Origin of the sequence: Levilactobacillus sp. FUA 3915 (assembly GCF_044053135.1) — a bacterium.
GTDB classification, from domain to species: Bacteria; Bacillota; Bacilli; order Lactobacillales; family Lactobacillaceae; genus Levilactobacillus; species Levilactobacillus lanxiensis.
Genome location: NZ_CP168704.1, coordinates 1,915,314 through 1,934,435 on the forward strand (window position 1 = coordinate 1,915,314; position 19,122 = coordinate 1,934,435).

General features: G+C 51.6%; 16 protein-coding genes. 10 read left to right on the forward strand and 6 right to left on the reverse strand.

The window, feature by feature from the left end; all coding sequences use genetic code 11:
- The first annotated feature begins 170 nt into the window (after positions 1-170).
- Positions 171-758 (forward strand): cob(I)yrinic acid a,c-diamide adenosyltransferase, encoded by a 588-nt coding sequence (locus ACEPST_RS08880; protein WP_204121842.1) that lies wholly within the window; start codon positions 171-173, stop codon positions 756-758.
- Positions 759-971: 213 nt separating this feature from the next.
- Here the strand turns inward: ACEPST_RS08880 and ACEPST_RS08885 are convergent, their stop codons facing one another.
- Together ACEPST_RS08885 and ACEPST_RS08890 are read right to left on the reverse strand one after the other, a co-directional pair.
- Positions 972-2,930, reverse strand: a complete 1,959-nt coding sequence (locus tag ACEPST_RS08885; protein ID WP_374706466.1) for a M13 family metallopeptidase — start codon at positions 2,928-2,930, stop codon at positions 972-974.
- Between the two features lie 687 nt (positions 2,931-3,617).
- Complete coding sequence (locus ACEPST_RS08890; RefSeq protein ID WP_203637796.1) at positions 3,618-4,121, reverse strand: MarR family winged helix-turn-helix transcriptional regulator; 504 nt, start codon at positions 4,119-4,121, stop codon at positions 3,618-3,620.
- Positions 4,122-4,484: 363 nt separating this feature from the next.
- Here ACEPST_RS08890 and ACEPST_RS08895 point away from each other — a divergent pair, with 363 nt between their 5' ends.
- The 4 genes from ACEPST_RS08895 (at position 4,485) to ACEPST_RS08910 (ending at position 8,778) form a co-directional block, all read left to right on the forward strand.
- Positions 4,485-4,910, forward strand: coding sequence for a universal stress protein (locus ACEPST_RS08895; RefSeq protein WP_203643652.1), 426 nt, complete (start codon positions 4,485-4,487; stop codon positions 4,908-4,910).
- 259 nt (positions 4,911-5,169) lie between these two features.
- Complete coding sequence (locus ACEPST_RS08900; RefSeq protein WP_204121843.1) at positions 5,170-6,054, forward strand: hypothetical protein; 885 nt, start codon at positions 5,170-5,172, stop codon at positions 6,052-6,054.
- 832 nt (positions 6,055-6,886) lie between these two features.
- The gene (locus ACEPST_RS08905) at positions 6,887-8,002 is read left to right on the forward strand and encodes a YibE/F family protein (protein WP_204121844.1); all 1,116 of its coding nucleotides are present in this window, start codon (positions 6,887-6,889) and stop codon (positions 8,000-8,002) included.
- Positions 7,999-8,778 carry a YibE/F family protein gene (locus tag ACEPST_RS08910; protein WP_204121845.1) on the forward strand — a complete coding sequence of 260 codons (780 nt, stop codon included), beginning with the start codon at positions 7,999-8,001 and terminating at the stop codon, positions 8,776-8,778. The genes ACEPST_RS08905 and ACEPST_RS08910 overlap by 4 nt, the downstream gene beginning before the upstream one ends.
- A 51-nt stretch (positions 8,779-8,829) precedes the next feature.
- Here ACEPST_RS08910 and ACEPST_RS08915 read toward each other — a convergent pair whose 3' ends face one another.
- From ACEPST_RS08915 to ACEPST_RS08925, 3 genes are all read right to left on the reverse strand, one after another.
- Positions 8,830-10,098, reverse strand: coding sequence for an SH3-like domain-containing protein (locus ACEPST_RS08915; RefSeq protein WP_204121846.1), 1,269 nt, complete (start codon positions 10,096-10,098; stop codon positions 8,830-8,832).
- A gap of 466 nt (positions 10,099-10,564) precedes the next feature.
- Positions 10,565-11,653 (reverse strand): N-acetylmuramoyl-L-alanine amidase family protein, encoded by a 1,089-nt coding sequence (locus ACEPST_RS08920; RefSeq protein ID WP_204121856.1) that lies wholly within the window; start codon positions 11,651-11,653, stop codon positions 10,565-10,567.
- A 728-nt stretch (positions 11,654-12,381) separates the two neighbouring features.
- Positions 12,382-12,870, reverse strand: coding sequence for a Fur family transcriptional regulator (locus ACEPST_RS08925; RefSeq protein ID WP_225418118.1), 489 nt, complete (start codon positions 12,868-12,870; stop codon positions 12,382-12,384).
- Positions 12,871-13,246: 376 nt separating this feature from the next.
- Between ACEPST_RS08925 and ACEPST_RS08930 the strand changes: the two genes are divergently transcribed.
- The 5 genes from ACEPST_RS08930 to ACEPST_RS08950 all read left to right on the forward strand — a co-directional run bounded on the left by ACEPST_RS08930 (position 13,247) and on the right by ACEPST_RS08950 (position 18,427).
- Positions 13,247-13,933, forward strand: a complete 687-nt coding sequence (locus tag ACEPST_RS08930) for a VIT1/CCC1 transporter family protein (RefSeq protein WP_204121847.1) — start codon at positions 13,247-13,249, stop codon at positions 13,931-13,933.
- Between the two features lie 28 nt (positions 13,934-13,961).
- Complete coding sequence (locus tag ACEPST_RS08935) at positions 13,962-14,669, forward strand: VIT1/CCC1 transporter family protein (protein ID WP_203637786.1); 708 nt, start codon at positions 13,962-13,964, stop codon at positions 14,667-14,669.
- Positions 14,670-15,224: 555 nt separating this feature from the next.
- Complete coding sequence (locus tag ACEPST_RS08940) at positions 15,225-16,802, forward strand: APC family permease (protein ID WP_204121857.1); 1,578 nt, start codon at positions 15,225-15,227, stop codon at positions 16,800-16,802.
- A gap of 270 nt (positions 16,803-17,072) precedes the next feature.
- On the forward strand, positions 17,073-17,360 hold the full coding sequence (locus ACEPST_RS08945; protein ID WP_204121849.1) for a hypothetical protein: 288 nt from the start codon (positions 17,073-17,075) through the stop codon (positions 17,358-17,360).
- Between the two features lie 269 nt (positions 17,361-17,629).
- A complete protein-coding gene (locus ACEPST_RS08950) occupies positions 17,630-18,427 on the forward strand; it encodes a hypothetical protein (protein ID WP_239064537.1) in 798 nt (265 codons plus the stop codon).
- Positions 18,428-18,477: 50 nt separating this feature from the next.
- Here ACEPST_RS08950 and ACEPST_RS08955 read toward each other — a convergent pair whose 3' ends face one another.
- Positions 18,478-18,927: a GNAT family N-acetyltransferase gene (locus tag ACEPST_RS08955; RefSeq protein WP_204121850.1), complete on the reverse strand. Its 450-nt coding sequence runs from the start codon at positions 18,925-18,927 to the stop codon at positions 18,478-18,480.
- Positions 18,928-19,122 lie beyond the last annotated feature (195 nt).

The following is a 19,122-nucleotide window of genomic DNA, read 5'->3' on the forward strand; positions in this document are numbered from 1 at the left end:
TAAATATGTGTATGCTTGAAGCGTTGATTATTTTTGATCAACGCTTCTTGTTGTATTCAAAATAGTATGGATAGCTTTTGTGGTGTATTCAGTTTTGCTAGAGGTACGATTAATAATTCGTTTTCCAATTATTGCGTGAATCAAAAATTAATGAAATGGTGGCTAATAACATGAAAATTTATACGCGTGTGGGTGATCAGGGGATGACCAAGCAGGTTAGTGGCAAGATGGTGTCGAAGACCGATGCTCAGATTGTGACCCTGGGTGACATTGATGAGTTTCAGTCCTACCTTGGCGTTGTGGTGGCTAGCTTGGGGTCGCATCCAGACCTGGTGGCTGAGCTCAGCGAGGTGCAACGCAAGCTGTATCAGTTGGAGGCCGACATCAGTGTGAAACGTCACCAAGAAATCACGCTGGCAGATACGACGGCGCTGGAGGAACGGGTCGACTTCTTTATGGACAATACGCCTGAATTACGGGAGTTCATTTTACCCGGTGGCTCTGAGTCCGGCGCGCGGCTTCAGTACGCCCGCACGGTGGCGCGGCGTGCCGAACGGTCAGCCGTGGCGTTGAACCTCGAGCAGCCGTTGGAACCAGCCATTCTGAAGTACCTCAACCGCTTATCGGATTATCTTTTCGCGATGGCCCGGTACGTGAACCATTTGGATGGGTATCAGGAAGTGCCTAGTAACAAGGAAAAGGCCGAGTTGAAGGCAGCGCGTGATGCCAAGCGGCTGGCTAAGAAGACATCAAAATAGAGTGTCAGCGGGCGTTCCCGGCGTTGGATTCAAGCGGCCCTGCTAGGGGATGTAGGTTGTCTGCACTAGTCGCAAGTAAAAATGATTCCACGAAAAAACTCTCGTAGCCGATAATGGTTACGAGAGTTTTTATAATTGACACTGATTTAGAAAACAGAGGATAAGTTGCTGGTTAAAACTAGTATCAGCGGCAGGCACTGACAGAGACTAGTCTTACCAGATCTTAACCCGCTTGTCTGGTGCCAGGTACATGTTGTCCGTTGGCTTGACGTCGAACGTCTTGAAGAAGTCATCGAGGTTCTTGACCTGGACGTTGGCCCGCAGTTTAGCTGGGGCGTGGACGTCGATCGACAGCAACAGTTGCATGTATTCAGTCGTGGCCTTCATCCGCCAAACGTTGGCCCAGTTGATGAAGAACGCCTTCAAATCGATTTCGCTGGAAGACTTGGCGGCCTCTAAGGCACAGCTCAGTCCGCCGGCGTCGGCGATGTTTTCGGAGACGGTCAGCTTCCCGTTGACCTTTTGGCCAGCGAATTCGATGCCGTCAAACTCATCGATCATGGCTTGGGCCAAGTCCTTGAAGTGGGCCAAGTCTTGGTCGGTCCACCAGTTGTTCAGGTTCCCAAATTCATCGAATTGTGAGCCGTTGTTATCGAACGCGTGAGAAATTTCGTGGGCAATGACGGCCCCGATACCCCCATAGTTCGCGCTGCTTGGTTGGTCCAAACTGTAGAATGGCTTCTGCAGGATGGCAGCGGGGAAGACGATTTCGTTGTTCGATGGGGAGTAGTAGGCGTTGACGGTGTTGGCGCTCATGTCCCAGCGCTTCCGGTCAACGGGTTGACCCCAGTGGCCAAAGTGATTCTTGATGATGATTTCGGTAATGTTTTGTAAGTTTTCAAAGAGTGAGGCGTTCTCGTCAATCGTAAACTTGCTGTAGAGTGGGTCGATTTCGTCTGGGTAGCCGACCTTGATGGTTAACTTCTGCAGCTTGACGATGGCCTTTTCACTGGTGGCGGTGCTCAGCCAGTCGTTGGACTTGAGCCGGTTTTGGTAAACGCGAGCCATCTTCAGGACCATTTCGCGGACGTCGGCCTTGGCAGCTTCACCAAAGTATTTGCGACCGTAGTAGTCACCGACGACTTGGCCAAACGTACCGGTTGCCAGGTAGTAAGCGGCCTTCTTAGGTGAGCGCGCTTCCTTTTGACCGGACAAGGCCCGACGGTAAGTGCCACCGACTTGACGGAATTCTTCGGTCAAAGCACCCGTGGCGCCAAGAACCGTGTTGACCAACATCCAGCTCTTCAGGTTATCAAAGTTGGCTGGCGTCAAGAGGTCGTTGACGGCATCAAAGTAGGTGGGTTGTGGCAGGATGACTTGGGCAGGCACGTCGTTGATCAAACCCTTGATGGTGCTGGTCAAATCGAGGTTGTCGATCTTGGCATCCACGTCGGCCAATGGGAAGGGATTGTACATCTTAACGTAGTCGGCAGATTCTTCCGCGGACTTCACGTGAGGCGCAATCTGCGCATCGAAGGCCTTAGCTTGTTCCACGATTTCCTTGGCCCGGTCTTCAGCATAACCAGCCAAAACTAAGACCTTGACGGCGGTCGTCGTGAAGACGGGCATCAATTGCTTAGCGGCGGGGTTATCCTTTTCGTAGTAAGTTTTATCAGGGAGAATCAGGCTTGGGGCGTCCAAATAAAGGGCGTAGTTACTGGTGTCCTTCATGTCGGCTTCAACGCTGATGTCGACGGGGGTTGGCAGGTCGGTTTGGAACCATTCAACCAGGTGGGCGTTCAGGTCAGCGAGGTCTTTCAGACCTTCAATTTTAGCCAGGTAAGGCTTGAGGGGCGTTACGCCGTCTTTGTTGCGACGGTCGGCATCCAGGGCCAAGGTGTATAGCTTCTTGAACTCAGCCATCTCAGGGTTAGCCGGGGTGAGCTTGCCAGCCAACAGGTCGTCGAAGTCGCTCATCAAGGTGTGTTCAATGTTGTCGACCAGGTCCATGAAGCCACCAGTCGAGGAGTGGTCCCCAGGAATGGTTGCCTGTTCGGCCCATTTGCCGTTGACCGCGTCGTACAGGTCGTCGGTCAGTTTAGCTGTATCCACCGGGAAGCCACTAGCCATGGTTGGCAGGGTTTGGTTGGACGAATAATTATCAAGTCGCATACAGAAATCCTCCTTAAAACTATTTGTTAAGAACAGGTTAACCCTTTCACGGGTAAAAGGAAACTTTTTTATCATGATTTTCTCATAATGTCCCGGAAAGACCATAAAAATAAGCCTGAGAGCGATAAATGGGCTCCCAGACTTAAGTAAAACTGGGTGTAAAACGAACCGACGATGAAACCTGTCAGTGGGTGAAAATAGTCGAAGTTTGAAACAACTACGGTGAAAATGTCAGTAGCCGAAAAGGGCTAGGTGGAAAATGACTAACGCCAATTAATGTTCTAGAGATTGTTGGTGTTGGCTAGTGGTTTGGGTTAAATCTCAGTTGCCCCCAGGAACCGCGAATCGGAAACCTAACCGACAATCGCTGATGCCAACGACTAACTCGGGTTAAACAAGTGTCAGCCGCAGGGCTGGTGAAAATGGGCCAGTCGTGGGAGTGACCAGAGTCGCGCCAAGGTGCCCTGCTGTGTCGATGGTCTTGGCTGGAGTTCTTTTCCAGCCTAGCCCATGGGACAACCTTTGAGACCGATTTTTGGCTCAAAGTTGAGGTGGAAGCCCGCCCTTTGGCTGGAACCGACCCCACAGCAGGGCTCCTTGAGCGCGACGCCGGGAACGGACGCGACCAGGCCAAGTTTTCACCAGCCCGGAGGCGCTGCCTACACACAAGTTTAACCAGAACCGAGGTTAGTCGTTGCCAGCAGCAGGTTTCTTGGCGCGGAGAACGGGGCGCCGGAACTTAGGCCGCGTCCGGTCCCAAATCGCAATGTTCTGTTGATACTGCGTAAAGAACTGGTTAATGTCTTCGCCGGTCAGGTCGCTAGGAATCTCTTCCCAGGTCGTGGCGCTCTGCAGAAAGGCTTGCCGGATGTCATGCTCTACGTTAGCCCCTTTGGCGGTCAGGCGCAGGTACTTGACCCGCCGATCGTCCATCTTGGCTTCTTGTTCCACGAAGCCATCTAACAGTAAAGCCCGTAACTTCCGAGCAGCAGCGGAACGGGTGGTCCGGGTGGAATCCGCCAGTTCACTCAACGTAATGTTGCGTTGTTCATGAATCTGTTTCAACAGTAAATATTGTTCGAAACTCACTGAATACTGACTGGTAATCTGCTCGGCCGCATTGATCAACACCCGAAAGATTGACCGATATTGCCGTAGAAATGTCTCGAATACTCTATCTTCGTTTTTCATGATTAAATCCTCCCCCAAAACGAATTGCTGCTTTAGCAAAGTTATCGCGCGAAATGACCGTTCTTCTTCACTAACTCAGCATACCGTTATTATGCGGCCTGAAGAGTGGGGATGAAAATGATTGCGCTCGCGGAGGGTAGTTAAGATAATTCAGCTTGTATTCTAAGGACAAAAGGTAAGTAACCTTTGCGAGCAAGCGTGGAATTTCGCCGGGAAATGAGAATTGCCTAACATTTCAGCGCGTACCCTAAAAATCTCGTGAAAAAACAGGTAAAACGCTTCCACGTCGGCCGTTTAATTGTTATGATAAATGTGTAGAAACGATACCACATGGATGGTTTACTATGGAAAGGACGGGATATTATGTATGAACGGATCTTAGTACCAATGGATGGTAGCAAAAATGCGCACGCCGCACTGATTGAGGCCACCAAATTAGCCAAGGAGCTGGGTTCTAAATTGTTCATCGTTTCCGTCGCCAGCGATCAGACCTATGCCCACTACGGCGCGGAATTCGGTAGTGAAATCGTGACCCATTTCAAGGACGCGGCTTCAAAATTCTTGGAGAGTGCGGTTGCGGAAGTGGAAGCACAGGGCGTGCCGGTCGAAACTTCTTTCCGAGTCGGCCTGCCAAAACCTACGATTGCCAAGACGTTGCCAGCTGAACTACACACCTCACTGACGGTCATCGGCCGTTCCGGGGTTCACGGCTTTGGGCGTGCCATCATGGGGTCCACCACCAGCTATGTCGTTCACAATTCAGACACGAGTGTCTTGGTTGTCGACTAATTCAATTTAAAATTGCCTCTTGCTATTATTGAAGTTCACGGCTCGTTTCAGAGTTGGTGGACTTTTTTGATGGGATAAATCAGTAGTTGCAGGGGATTTATGGCTCGTAAAATCAGTGTGCCATTAAATGGAAATGTCCCATATAAAGTTTGCCCCATAGTGTGAAAGAATGTGGTAAGATAAACCAAGTATATGTGTAGCGGTGCAACCGATGGCCGGTGCCAGTAAACGGATATTAATCATTGAGGGATGGAAAAATATGAAAAAGTTTTTGTTGGGCGCCGTCGGGTTGTTAGCCTTGACCCTTGCCGGCTGCTCGAGTAACGCACTGACCACGAACAAGACCAGTTACCACCCAACGGCTCTGACCGCGGTGATTAAGGGTGATGCCAAGACCAAGACCGTGAACTATCAGGTCGATGGTGGGGCCAAGCACAGCGTCAAAGTGAACGGCGGGACCTACTTCTTCCAAGTGCCAGCAGCGGCCAAGCAACAGACGGTCAAGCTGACGGCGGGCAACGCCAAGAAGACGGTGACGGTCAAGTCGGTCACGGCCTTAGGCAACTACAAGAAGTTAGCGGCCACTTACAACCAGATGGTGATTGGGACCCATTTGCCCAAGAAGGTCCAAAAGCAATTACAACAGGCGCAAAAGACCCAGGCGGCGACTAAGAAAAAGTTGGCAGCCTTAGCCAAGACCGACCCAATGGCCGCCGCAGCCGCTGCTAAGCAACAACAAGCTGCCGCCAAGAAGCTACAAGCGCAAATGGCTACGGCTAAGAAGCAGGCCAAGGACGACCTGTTGCCAACCACGGCCAAGGATGGCGTGCAAAACCTCATCGACACCAAGGACGTGACGGTGCGAGGCAACGTGCAGGACGGCAAGCTGATGGGCTTAGCGCTGATCGTGCCAACCAAGCAGATGAAGACCAAGGACGGTCAGAAGCAGTTTGGGACCACGTTTGCCTTGTTGGGGACGACGTTGAAGGCCAAGCCGAAGTACGTCATCAACAAGTTTGAAAAGGTTCTGAAGGATGCTAAGAAGAACAGCTCTTCCACAACGACTAAGACGATTCGGTCGAATGGCGTGCGGTTCAACACTGGTTTCTCAACGGACCACCTCTACATCTACATGACCAAGTAACCGGGCTTTTATTCTTGGTGTTTTCAGCGCCTCCGGGCTGGTGAAAATGGGCCGTGGCGCTGTGGGCGCACGTCTGGAGCCGAAAGGCGGTCTCCAGACTTACTTTGAGCCTCTGAGAAGCGAGTCTCAAAGATAGCAGTTGCCTAAGCGGGAAACCCGCTAAGGCAACTCCCACGGCTGAGCCCATTTTCACCAGCCCTGCGGCTGACACTGGTTCGGCCCGCTTACTTGGTGGGTGTCACTGGTGATTGCGGTTTATTTTGAACCGCGTTGTTAGTGGTGTTAGGCCGTTAGATTAATTAGTCAACTAGAGTAGATAACACCAATGAAATGACAAACATGAAGTCTGGGAATTGTTCCCAGGCTTTTATTTTGTTTTTCGTTCTGTCTCCGTTCAACCTCAAAGGAGAGAAAATTATCTGAGAGCAAAATAAAACGCACCAACAATTATAAATTGTCAGTGCGTTCTATGGTATTGGCGTCCAGCTTACTTTTTGTTCTTTAACCAACGTTGTAAGTCAGAAATTTCGTCGCGGCGCTTACGGTCCTTTTTACGGTTAACCTTGCGGCGGCCTTGTACGCCATTTGGATGTGCTTTTCTCATTGTAAAAACCCTCGCTTAATTAAAATAACAATCGACTGTAAGTGTACTGGTTTTTATTCGAAAATGCAAGGCTTTCACGGGATTTAGCTGGGTTCGACCACTCTGGAGCCTTGACAGAACGCGGGTTGCTGTGATTTTGTTAAAATTTTCCGGGAAGCCAATTCAACCTGTCAGAAAGTGGTATATTGGGTTCAACGCGGCAAATGCGGTGAGAAAGGGACGGGCAACATGCAATTTTTTAAAACGAAAAAGGGACGCTGGTGGACCTGGGTCCTGGCCATTTTGGTCGGTGGCCTGCTGGTCTGGGGCACCCAACACGATGCGGCCATTTACAGCGACCCCATTATGCAGGTGACCAGCGTCGACACGGGGGCGGCGACCAAGGAGACGGACGACTTCCACAACGTTGATCGCCAGACCAAGCAGACGCTGCACGGCAAAATTTTAAACGGGACCTACAAAGGGCAGCGGCTGACCGTGACCAACACGTATTCTCAGTCGGGCGCCATGGATCAACGCTATCACGTGGGCAGTCAACTCTTCGTGGTGGTCCACGCCCACAGTGCGACCCATTTGACGGCGAGTGCCAAGGACGTAAAGCGTGACGCGCCGTTAGTCTTCATGATCTGGCTGGTCGTTGGGTTACTGCTATTGATTATGCAGTTCAGCGGATTCATGGCCTTTCTGAGCGTGGCGGCGAACGGGGTGCTCTTCCTAATGGCGATTCTGTTAAATGGGTCAACGCAGGGGGCGCAGGTGCTGTGGATCTTCGGCAGTCTCTCCGTGGTGTTTGCGACGCTGACCCTGTGGCTGGTGCTGGGCGCCAATCGGCAAATGCTGATCACCCTGGCGACCACGCTGGGGGGCACGGCCTTGGCGCTGGTGACGGCGTTGTTGGTCTTCCATTTCACTCACGAGAAGGGGATGTACTACGAGTCCATGCAGTACGTGACCCAGTTGCCGCGGCCACTATTTCTGGCCGAGACCCTGCTGGGGTCCTTGGGGGCCGTGATGGACGAGTCGACCGACATCATTTCCTCACTCTTTGCGTTAAAACGGGAGCGCCCGGAGCTGTCGGCGGCGCAGATTTTCAAATCGGGCCGCCAAATCGGCAGTACCATCATGGGGCCACTGATCAACGTGCTCTTCTTCATTTTCGTGGCCGATACCTTCCCGATGGCGATGCTGTACCTGAAAAATGGCAACAGCTGGGGCTACACCTTCTCGATGAACATGTCGATGGGCGTCGTCCAAAGCCTGATCAGTGGGATTGGCATCGTCTTGGCGGTACCGCTGGCGAGCTTCTTGGCTAGCCGGTTCATGGCAAAGAAGGTGACCGCATGAGCACGATTAGTGTTTTGGGACTCATCCTTTTGATTTTGATGGTCCTCGTCGGTGGCAAGGCCGGGGCCCAGTCGTTTCTGGCGCTGATTTTAAACTTCGGCCTGCTGTACTTGGCTATTGTCTTGGTGGCCTTTCAATTTTCACCATTGATCGTCACGCTGGTCGTGGGGATGCTGGTGCTGGCGCTGACCATCTTCATGAGCAGTGGCGACGATCTCTCCAGCACGGTGGCCTTCATTGCGTCGGCCGTGGTGCTGGTTATGCTGATCATTTTGATTGTGCCGGTCGAACACTGGGCGTTGGTCCAGGGATTCGGCCCCGAGGACAGTGAGGACCTGGAAGGCCTCTCCGTGTTAGTTGGGGTGAACTTCGTGCAGGTAACCACCGCCACAGCCATTCTCAGCACGCTGGGAGCCATTGCCGAGGCAGCCATGGCCATTTCAGCCGGGCTCAGTGAAATCCTTGAGCAACACCCGCAGGTCGCTTTAAAGGCCTTGCTGGGAGATGGTATCGCCGTGGGCAAGCAAATCATTGGCACCACGTTTAATACGCTGTTCTTCGGTTTCTTCGGCGGCTTCCTGGCCTTGTTCATCTGGTTCACCGGGGTTCACTACTCGGTGGGTGAAATCTTAAACGATAAAATATTTGTCTCTGAAATTTTGATGATTCTCTTTGCCATGGTCAGTGTGATTCTGACCGTCCCCATCACGACGTGGGTCATGACCCGTGCCGTGGCCGGTCAACGGAAACGGGCGGCCAAAGATACTTCTAAATAGGCAGTCAAAAGACCTGCACTGGACGTTGATCCGGTGCAGGTCTTTTCGTGCCTATTCCAAGGATGCCATGCCCGAACTCTTCATGACGGCATAACCAGAATGGAAAACGGAAATGGTCCCGTAGGTCGATTCGGGGTCCTCCAAGCCATCTTCTAGATAGTATAGTTCATCCGAGTTCTTGTCATTAAAGGCGGCGTAGCGCGAGTTGTCGGCCCAATAATCTAAGGTTCCCGGCTTAGGATTGACCGTGACGTTCTTTAAGCCCTTGGCGTTGTGCACGCTTTTGACGACGTGATAGTAGTGGTCGTAGAACTTTGCGGTGACCACCCGATCATTTTTGATAATGAACAGGTTGGGGTAAAAGAGATAGCTCATCGCCAGACTGCGCGTCAGTCGGCCGTAACGGTCGTACACGTTGTAGACGCGCTGGGAGAGGTGATAGCCGTGTCGCGTGGCCAACGGTTGAATCTGCCGGGTCAGGCGTTCGTACTTTTGGACGTGCAGGAGGCGGCCAACGGGGCTGATGTATTTGCCCTGAGAAAGTTGGTGGCTTTTGCGCACCCAACCAATCGCGCCTTTTTTATTGCGCAGGTACAGGTACGTGCGCCCCTGATTATTGGTGGCTTCGCGGGTGGCGTAGAGTTGTTGGTACATGTAGGGGCTCACGTCATTGCTGGTGACGTTGGGCTGACTACCGGGAATGGCGTTCCAGACCCGCATGACCGTCATCTTATAAGTGGTCGCCATGTTGTAGCCGTCAAACATATTGAGGTAGTAAGGGATGTTGGCCAATTTTTCCTGGCGAACGACCGGTTGGACCTCATGAAGTGCTTGGATGGGGACGTACCCGGTGATGGGTTCATCGTCAAAATCGGGGACCGCTAATTGCGTCGGGGCAGGGGCCTGACTTAGCGGCTTATACGTGTCGTAGAGGTCGTACATCCGCACGGCGACGAGGGTCTGTTTACTCCCATAATAGGTTCGAACGGCCATAAAATTGTAGCGGTGTGCGTGCTCTTCTGATGCCAAGTCACCCAAGATGGATGGGTGTTTCTCACGGTCCGTTAGCTCGTAGTAGCCACGAACCTTTTTGTCGAGATGGTAGGCGATGTGCCGGTCATTGGTCACGACCTTCTGCAGGGTGCCTAATTTGTCACGGAGATTCTGGAGCTTGCGATGGGTCTTGGCCTGTTGACGAAGGGTACTGACAGCGGATTGGTCAGCGGCCGATGCCGTCGTGTAAGAGTTTACAGCGCCTAAACAAGTCACGAGACTACTAAGCAGGATTAATTTTCCTATCCGAAATTTTGAAGTAACCATATATGTTTCCTCCCCAATGGTTTAATGAGGATATTGTAGCAAGGAGGTCTTAAGACGGGGGCAAGTTTTCGGTAAGGTTTGTTTAAGGTCTTAAAACTGACAAAGGCTGGAAGCGTAAATAGAAAAAATGAGAATTGGCGGTAGTTGGCACAGTTCGCAACGGACTTGAAAGGGCTAGGACGGTTTTGCTTGCGTGATCAGTGTCAGTGACCAGAGGTGGGCCAAACTGACCAGCTGTGTCGGTGGCCTTAACTGAGTGATTTTCTCAGTTTAGACCACGGGACGACCTGGGAAACTCGCGCACCTTAGCGAGGTTTTCAGGCGAGACGGAGGACCGCCCCTCAGGCCGTAGTCGTTCCCCACAGCAGGGCAGTTTGAGCCCACCGCCGGGAACGGAAACGCCAGATCAAACGCAAAAAAACGGTCCCGCCAATGAAGGGGGACCGTTCAGGGATGTCACGTTTAATTAGTTACTGCTGCTAACACTGCTAGTTTCAGTCGTGCTGGCACCGGTACTAGAGGCAGCGGAAGTTGGCACCGTGCTTTCGGAACTGGCACTGGAACTTGAGCTGGTCGTCGTTGCGGCTGGCACGTTCTTCACGCCAGTCAGGTTTTCGGAGTAAACCCAGTAGCGGGTCTTACTCTTGGTGTTCTTAGAAGTTCTGATCCGGTACCAGGTTTGGCCGGTACTCTTCTTGGCCTGCATGTCAATGTAGTAGGTCTTCCCAACCTTAGGGGAAATCTTGGACCACTTTTGACGCTTGGCGTTCTTGCTAACGTTCTTCACGTGATTGTAGAGGTTAAACTTCTTGTACTTGCTGCTTAACTTCGCTTGTTTGTTCACTGAAGTATATTTAGCGCTCACCAACTTGGTGTGTTTAACGTTCATGGCGTTATAGTATTTCTGAACCATCTCGTAGAACATGGCCATGGTGTACTTTTGACCGAAGTACTTGCTACCGGCGCTAGCGTAGTAGCCAACCGGGTCGGTATGCGTGGAGCCACCAAGATGTTTGGCAACTGAACCATGTGACCAGACCGTTCCCTTACCATCAGAGGCAGCGTTGTTTGGCTTCAAGTCGTATTCATTTAAAAGGTAAGCCGTGTACCAAGCCGCGTTGGCAATTTCGTGGGCAAAGGCAGACTTGCTGTGGACTTCGACCTGTTCAAATTGGACGAAGCGGGCGTTCCCAGGGAACCCAACCCCCCAAGCCAAGTAGTCGGTGTTGGCGATGTTGATGATCCGGGAGCCATCAACGAAACTGTGCACGAAGGCGTTGTTGTAGTTACGCTTCATGTAGGCAATTTCGTTGTAAATCGTTGAAGAAGGGTTGGCCGTTTCGTGAATCACGACCCCTTCAGGCTTAGCCTTGCCGTGACGGTACTTGTTCTTTGGAAAGCCGCTCCAGATGGACTTGGTTACCTTAGCCGGTGTGATTTTCTCACTACTAATGTAACTATTGACCTTAGAACTAGCAGATGCTGTCGTGGTAGACAAGCCTAAAACGCCGGCGGCTCCCAGAGTAGCCAGTGCAGTTAAAACGATTTTATGCATTTTCACCGTGATCATCCCTCAAATCTTTCGTCGTTATTTTTTATGACAACCGGTTTCCCCGGTTGCTCAGTCGTTATTGCTTAATATTCGTTATCAACTATATACATTATCAGTGGCCACGACAACCGTCAGACGGGGCTTTATGCGTAATATTACGCGGCTTATATCGACGGTGACGGCGTTTGTTCGGGGTGTTTGCAAATAGATTAAAACTTAGCGTCACCTGTAATGTGGCTGTAACATTGCCACGCCGGGCCTGCGGGCACTTTCTATGAAAAGGTTTGTGAAAATTAGGAAGGCCAACGTTTGGAAGGGCTAACAAGTCAAAGGTAGACACTAAAAATCAGCTAACCCTAGGCGCCGTAGCACTCTACCAAAATGCTCGACCAAAGAAAAAGCCTAGGCAGTGTCGCCCAGGCCGAGTGGTCATCAGTAAGTGTATAAGTTGAGTTAATCGTGTATAGAATCAAACTCAATAGAACAAAATCACACGACACCGGACCCAACAGAAATAGCATGGCCAGTGTCAGTGACCAGAGGTGGGCCAAACTGCCCAGCTGTGTCGGTGGCCTTGGCTGAGGTTCTTTCTCAGCCTAGCCCACGGGGCAACCTTTGAGACCGTATCCCAGGCTCAAAGTTGAGGTGGAAGCCTGACCTTTGGCTGGAACCGACCCCACAGCAGGGCAGTTTGAGCCCACCGCCGGGAACGAACAGCACTAGCCAAGCAGCTATTTCTGTTGCGCCCAGGTCTGGCGTTGCGGATCGATGTGAAGTTTCTGCTGGCACTCGGGGCATAACCCATAAACTTCCACGTGATTACTCGTCACGAGATAGCCGGTTTGCTCGCTGGCCTGTTGATTCAGTTCGTTTTCAATTTTAGAAAAGTCAGGCGTGAAGACGTCGGTAATCTTGCCACAGTTTTCACAGATGACGTGGTAGTGGGGCCGCCCGTAGAAATCGTAGCGAATCCCCCCGTTGTCGTTGGGCAATTCAATGACGATGCCCAAGTCCACCAATAGGTTTAAGGTGTTGTAGACGGTCGCCATGCTCAGGTTTGGTAGCTCGGTCGCCAGGGCACTGAAAATCGTGTCGACGGACGGGTGATTGTGATGAGTCACGAGGTAGGTCAAGATGACCTGCCGCTGCGGGGTGACCCGGACGTGGTGTTCTTTTAAAGTTTGTAGTGCGTGCGTTAAAAGCTGTTGCTGACCAGCCAAGGGTAGTCCCTCCTTATATATGATGAGCCAGTTAGGCAGGTCGGGGGCGTGTCCACCCCGAAAAAAACTCGACCTGACCATTATAACCATCTTCCATAGAAACAGTAAATCCTTTTTTGGAATCAATCTAGTTTGACTCTATTAAACCACATTTAGCCAGGAGTTCCAGTAAAAAGCCTTATTTAGAATCAATCGCATTTATTTTAAGAAAATGGCCAATTTAAGTTTACATTTCCTAGCTAGGTGAGTACAATGTATTTTGGTTACAGTTAATAACGATTCTAATCTAGCAGAAAGTGTTAGTTATCCCAAACTTTTATTTCTGTTAGTGTTAAAATGAAACATGAGTGTTAAAAACTATCTGGGGGCGGATACGATGAAGAAAGCAAAGAAGCCAGCAACCTTGGCGCAACGGATCAACGTGTTACGGGCGAGCGTCATGGGTGCCAACGATGGCATCCTGTCAGTAGCCGGGATCGTTGTGGGGGTGGCCGGCGCGGCGACTAGCAGTTACGCCATCTTTATTTCCGGGATTGCCGGTATGATTGCTGGGACGGTGTCGATGGCCATGGGCGAGTACGTCTCGGTCAACACGCAAAAGGATGCGCAACGCAAAGCGATTGAAACGCAGACGGTGGCGTTGGATGAAGACTATGAGGGTGAGTACGGATTTGTCCGGGATAAATACCTGGCCAGCGGCATTCAGCCAGACTTAGCCGAACAGGCGACCAAGGAAATGATGGCAGATGACCCCGTGAAGACGACCGTGCGGGAACGGTTTGGCTTTAACGTGGGGGAGTACACCAATCCGTTTTCCGCGGCGATTGCCTCGATGATTTCATTTCCGACCGGTTCAATCTTGCCGTTAGTTTCCATTAGTTTGTTACCTAAAAATTGGCGGATCATCGGGACCTTCCTGGCCGTGGTGGTGGCGTTGTCAATTACCGGCTACGTGGCGGCGGTCTTGGGAAATGCCAACCGGCGTAATGGGACCGCCCGAAACGTGATTGCGGGGATCTTAACCATGTTAGTCACGTACGGCATCGGCCGGTTGTTTGCGTAAGCGTCAGGCATAAGGGAGGTTACACACAATGGTTGCGAATCAAGAATTGAAAACGAAGAAGCAAAAGAAACAGCTGACCATGGATGAAAAATTAAACACCTTACGGGCCGGCGTCTTGGGCTCAAACGATGGGATTCTAACCGTCGTTGGGGTATTGTTCAGTGTGGCAGCAGCGACGACGAACCAGTTCACTATTTTTATCGCCGGGCTGTCGGATCTATTAGCGTGTGCGTTTTCCATGGCGTCCGGGGAATACGCCTCGGTCAGCACGCAAAAGGATACAGAAAAAGCTGCGGTCGCCAAGGAAGCGGCACTGTTAAAATCAAACTACAACGATCAGCAGGCGGCCGTGCAACAATTTTATGAAGACCGCGGGGTGTCCGCGGAAACGTCGCTGGCGATTGCCCAAGACCTCATGGCCAAGGACGCGCTGAAGACGGTGGTCAACGTGAAGGATGACATCCAACTGGGCCATTACATGAACCCGTGGGATGCCGCGTTCTCCTCATTATTTGCAGCTAGTCTGGGGGGTATCTTCCCCTTGGCAGCCATGACGCTCTTCCCAGCCGCGACGCAGTGGCCCGCGACCATCGTGGCCGTGCTGATTTCGGTGACGTTGACCGGGTTCCTGAGCGCTAAGCTGGGGCATGGGCTGGTTAAGACGGCTATTATTCGGAATTTAATCGTGGGGATCATCACGATGTTTATCCACTACTACGTCGGCCAATTCTTCTAAACGGGTTTAACTTGCCGTTCCATTGCCTCCGGGCTGGTGAAAACTGGGCCGTGACGCTGTGGGCGCACGTCCGAAGCCTGAGAAGCGGTCTTCGGACTTACTTTGAGCCGAAGTTCACGTCTCAAAGATAGCAGTTGCCTAAGCGGGAGACCCGCTAAGGCAACTCCCACGGCTTAGCCCATTTTCACCAACCCTGCGGCTGACACGGGTTTAACCCGTTGGCTGATCGATTGTGTGACACTGGCTGACTGGGAAGATTATTACCAAGAGTTATCTATGCTTTATGAGACAAGCTATTTTACTTATAACTAACGACAGGCAGTGCGACTATCCTTTGGAGATATGTCTGCTGCCTGTTTTGGTTTTGTCATGAGATATGGGTCAGCGCCTTCTAAGCAAAGACTTTGCACTTTCTTATTGCATTGCCAGATAGCAAGTGTAAAATAAGTCGAACATATCAGAAGTAGTTTTGGGGGTTGGTCAGTGCGACCGGCTACCTATCACTGTTTTGAGTAATTATTTTTTGAAAGTGAGGAATTTGGCTTGAAGCGCAAGATGAGTTTGTTTTCGCTAGTCATGTTAACGCTGAGTGCCATCATTGGCTCGGGTTGGCTGTTTGGCGCGGGGATGGCCGCCCAGATTGCCGGTCCGGCCGCAGTTTTATCATGGATTTTAGGGGCCGTGGTTATTGGCCTGATTGCCCTGAATTATATCGAGTTGGGGACCATGTTTCCGACCAGCGGGGGGATGAGCCAGTACGCGGCCTTCTCCCACGGGCCCTTGCTGGGGTTCGTTGCCGGATGGGCGAACTGGTTGTCGCTCTTAACCATTATCCCGATTGAGGCCGTGGCGGCGGTGCAGTATATGGCGTCCTGGCCGTGGTCATGGGCCAACTGGACCCGGGGATTTTTGAAAAATGGCAATATCACCAATGAAGGGTTAGTCATTGTCTTTTTGTTCATCCTAGCCTTTACGTTGTTAAACTTTTGGTCAGTTAAATTACTGACGCGTTTTACCAGTTTCATTTCAATCTTTAAATTACTGATTCCCACGCTGACGATTATCGTGCTGATTTGGACTGGGTTTGATCCCCGCAATTTCAGCCAGACAGCGGGCTTCATGCCGGGTGGCAGTGCGTCGATCTTCTCGGCCACGACCGCCGCGGGAATTATTTTCTCCTACAATGCCTTTCAAACGACCATTAATATGGGCAATGAAATCGAGCATCCGGAGCGCAATATTCTCTGGGGTATCGTGATTGCCTTTGGGATTAGCACCGTCATCTACACGATGCTGCAGGTGGCCTTCATTGGCGCCGTCCCCGCTGGCAACCTGGCACACGGGTGGCAGGGGGTCAACTTCCAGTCACCATTCGCCGACCTGGCCATTCTCTTGAATCTGGGCTGGCTGTCGACGTTGCTGTACCTGGACGCCTTCGTCTCGCCATTTGGGACCGGGGTCTCGTTCGTGGCCACTACGAGTCGGGCGCTGGCCGCGATGACGGGGACCAAGCACATGCCGACACGGCTGGGTGAAATTAACCGGAAATACCAAACGCCACGGCGGGCAATGATTGTCGACATGTTCCTGGGCGTCGTGCTGGTCGCGGGCTTCCGGAATTGGAGTGCCTTATCAAATGTCATCTCCACGTCCACGTTGATTGCTTATCTGACGGGACCGGTCACGGTGGCAGCGCTGCGGCATCAGGGTAAGAAATTTGTCCGGCCGTTTCGCCTGCAAGGCCTGCATTGGTGGGCACCGCTGGCTTACATTTTAGCCAGTCTGGCGATCTACTGGGCCAAGTGGCCGACGACGATTGAGGTCTTCGGCGTGATTGCACTGGGCCTGGTATTCTACGTGTATTACGAAGTCCGGCAACCGGCTGGCTGGCGGGCGTTACGCGCGAGCCTCAAAGGGAGTCGGTGGTTGTTGGCCGAAATGATTTGGCTGACAATTATGTCGTTGGTTGGGAGCCATGAGTTTGGCGGTGTTGGCTGGTTGCCGTATCCGTTGGACTTTGTGGTAGTGGCGTTGGGAAGCCTGGGGTGTTACTACCTGGGTGTGCACGACGCTTATTACAGCGAGTCGTTCACCATCGCCGAAGAACTAAACCAGCGCGTCACTGAGGATTAAACAGTCGTTGTCATTGCCTCCGGGCTGGTGAAAATGGGCCGTGACGCTGTGGGCGCGCGTCCGAAGCCTGAGAAGCGGTCTTCGAACTTACTTTGAGCCGAAAACCACGTCTCAAAGATAGCAGTTGCCTAAGCGGTAAACCGCTAAGGCAACTCCCACGGCTTAGCCCATTTTCACCAGCCCTGCGGCTGACATGGGTTTAACTCAGTGACTTGCATGTCTATTGACCTGCTGGGAGTTTAGACTGAATCTGTGTGAGAGGGAGTACTCATGAAGCCAAAAATGAAATCAATTATGGCATTACATGTCTCACAGAAAGCTAAAGCTGTAAAAGGATCCGGAGTATTAAAAACACTGAATCGAAATCGAATAGCTTCTGCTGGATTGTTATTTGTTACTAGAGAACAGAAACAAATGGGTGACCAATCTACGTTCACGCGGTCGCAGTCTGACGTACGTCCTGAAATCCAAAAAGAAATTGATGATGTTGTTAATGGAACTGCAAAATTAACAACTACTTGCAACAAAGAAGACCTTTTCAAGTCTTTAGGTATTTAGTTTTCAATCTTCAGCTCGTAAACTTAGGAATAACTAAACTGAGTCTTGCCAATAGGCAGGGCTCTTTTATTGTTGAAAATTTCATCGAATTATTTTGTCCTCACTCTCAGCGACAATAGCTGACGATGGAAGTCTATGAGGCCGCTTCTAGCCCCGTGCTACCTCGTTACTTACAGAGATTACTTAATTTTGCGCAACGATTGAAAAATCACAGTGGACTTTAACTCGTTTCCCACCTAAACTAAAAGGAGAATCGGGGAGGTTTGAACATGAAACAATTTGTTAAGGGAATCATTGCGTTAGGTGTCGGTGTCAGTTTAGTCGGTGGCCTGGGGACGGTTACGGCGTCGGCTAAGTCGCAGTATTCGGCCAGCCGGTCCAAGTCCGTTCGGTTGGTTTGGCGTTCTAGCATGAAGCGGCACGCGCTGACCGCCGTGAAAGGTAGCCGGTACTCCAAGCATTTGGGCACCTGGTATGGGTACAACACCAGTCTGCCGGATGTGACGTGGTATACGAATGCCCATGAAAAGCTGTACGACGTGGCTACCGGCAAATACTTAATTTACTATCACGTGAATAGCGCCGATGGTCAGCACGGTGGGTGGATCTGGCGCGGCTACTTGAAATCCGCGGCCAGCACGCCCGCAGCGGCAACGACTTCGACGATGAACTGGGCGACGGCCACCAAGACGGCCGGGCTACAACCAGCCGACATCAGTTTGATGAAGTTATTCCCGCACGCGGCCTACGATAGTAACCTGATGGCCGTGGTCAATCAGGTCTTTACCTCAGCGGATAATCAGCCCATTTTAACGGAGCAGATCACTAGCGCCGAAGATGACTTTGATCAGCTGTTGACCGCCAATAATGCCAGCTACAGTGCCCTTTACCTGGTGCGGTTCCATGTGAGTGACCCGACCAATGCGGCCGCGGTCAAGCAGGCGGTGGATGGACAGTTGACTGCCCAGCAGCAAAAGGACCTACAACGGTGGCAGATTGCCGGCAAGATTGGCACGCCAACCGGTACTACTGGCGGCACGGGATTATTAGTTTTTGCCTCGAAATAAGAAAAAAGCCCATTTCGCGCAGAAATGGGTTTTTGTTTACACTTATTTTTTTAGCGGCGGAACGTCCAGCGCCACTGGCCGTCCGTTTGCACGAAACCTGCGGCAGTCAATACGGCGTCGTCTAACTTGCCGGCGCTGGTCAGGGTCATGTCCGTCAGTTGGAGTTCTTCGTGGCCGAAATGAACCAGTCGGTCAACGATTTCCTGTTGTTCGTTGACGGGCACGCGCTTGCCGTTGAAGCCAATTTTACCCGTGTGAGCGGTCAGGTCGAGGTCACTGAAACCGCCCCAGGCAATGAGTTTGTGGGTCCGGCGCCGTTCGATGCCCCAGGTGAGCGCGGAACGGTCCATGGTGTCGTGCATGGTGGCGTTGACCCAATCGGCAGTGGCCCCCAGGTCGTTAGCGGTGAGATCCGCCACATTTTTTAACTTGAATTGGGTGAGCCAGTCGAAACGAAATTGCGGTGTCAAAAGGGGATGATACCCTTCGAAACTAGACATGTGCGGTGAGTCCTTTCTTGGCAGTCATTCTGTAGGTACGGGCATTGGCTTAGGGATAAGGGGTTCTGGTCAGTGTGAGCCGACCGTCAAACGACTTATTCTTTAAGCGAGTGGTTATATTACATCATACTAATCTCAGGGGGCGGTTGCAACTAAGTTTCGGAGATATTTGGCAACTACCGGGGTGACGGTCCA

Bases quoted from the DNA above. Each gene is read 5' to 3' on its own strand.
- ACEPST_RS08935 (WP_203637786.1), top strand. From the start codon at position 13,962: ATGGTTGCGAATCAAGAATTGAAAACGAAGAAGCAAAAGAAACAGCTG.
- ACEPST_RS08955 (WP_204121850.1), bottom strand. From the start codon at position 18,927: ATGTCTAGTTTCGAAGGGTATCATCCCCTTTTGACACCGCAATTTCGT.
- ACEPST_RS08905 (WP_204121844.1), top strand. From the start codon at position 6,887: ATGCAATTTTTTAAAACGAAAAAGGGACGCTGGTGGACCTGGGTCCTG.
- ACEPST_RS08920 (WP_204121856.1), bottom strand. From the start codon at position 11,653: ATGCATAAAATCGTTTTAACTGCACTGGCTACTCTGGGAGCCGCCGGC.
- ACEPST_RS08930 (WP_204121847.1), top strand. From the start codon at position 13,247: ATGAAGAAAGCAAAGAAGCCAGCAACCTTGGCGCAACGGATCAACGTG.
- ACEPST_RS08945 (WP_204121849.1), top strand. From the start codon at position 17,073: ATGAAGCCAAAAATGAAATCAATTATGGCATTACATGTCTCACAGAAA.
- ACEPST_RS08900 (WP_204121843.1), top strand. From the start codon at position 5,170: ATGAAAAAGTTTTTGTTGGGCGCCGTCGGGTTGTTAGCCTTGACCCTT.
- ACEPST_RS08885 (WP_374706466.1), bottom strand. From the start codon at position 2,930: ATGCGACTTGATAATTATTCGTCCAACCAAACCCTGCCAACCATGGCT.
- ACEPST_RS08890 (WP_203637796.1), bottom strand. From the start codon at position 4,121: ATGAAAAACGAAGATAGAGTATTCGAGACATTTCTACGGCAATATCGG.
- ACEPST_RS08940 (WP_204121857.1), top strand. From the start codon at position 15,225: ATGAGTTTGTTTTCGCTAGTCATGTTAACGCTGAGTGCCATCATTGGC.
- ACEPST_RS08915 (WP_204121846.1), bottom strand. From the start codon at position 10,098: ATGGTTACTTCAAAATTTCGGATAGGAAAATTAATCCTGCTTAGTAGT.
- ACEPST_RS08910 (WP_204121845.1), top strand. From the start codon at position 7,999: ATGAGCACGATTAGTGTTTTGGGACTCATCCTTTTGATTTTGATGGTC.
- ACEPST_RS08950 (WP_239064537.1), top strand. From the start codon at position 17,630: ATGAAACAATTTGTTAAGGGAATCATTGCGTTAGGTGTCGGTGTCAGT.
- ACEPST_RS08895 (WP_203643652.1), top strand. From the start codon at position 4,485: ATGTATGAACGGATCTTAGTACCAATGGATGGTAGCAAAAATGCGCAC.
- ACEPST_RS08880 (WP_204121842.1), top strand. From the start codon at position 171: ATGAAAATTTATACGCGTGTGGGTGATCAGGGGATGACCAAGCAGGTT.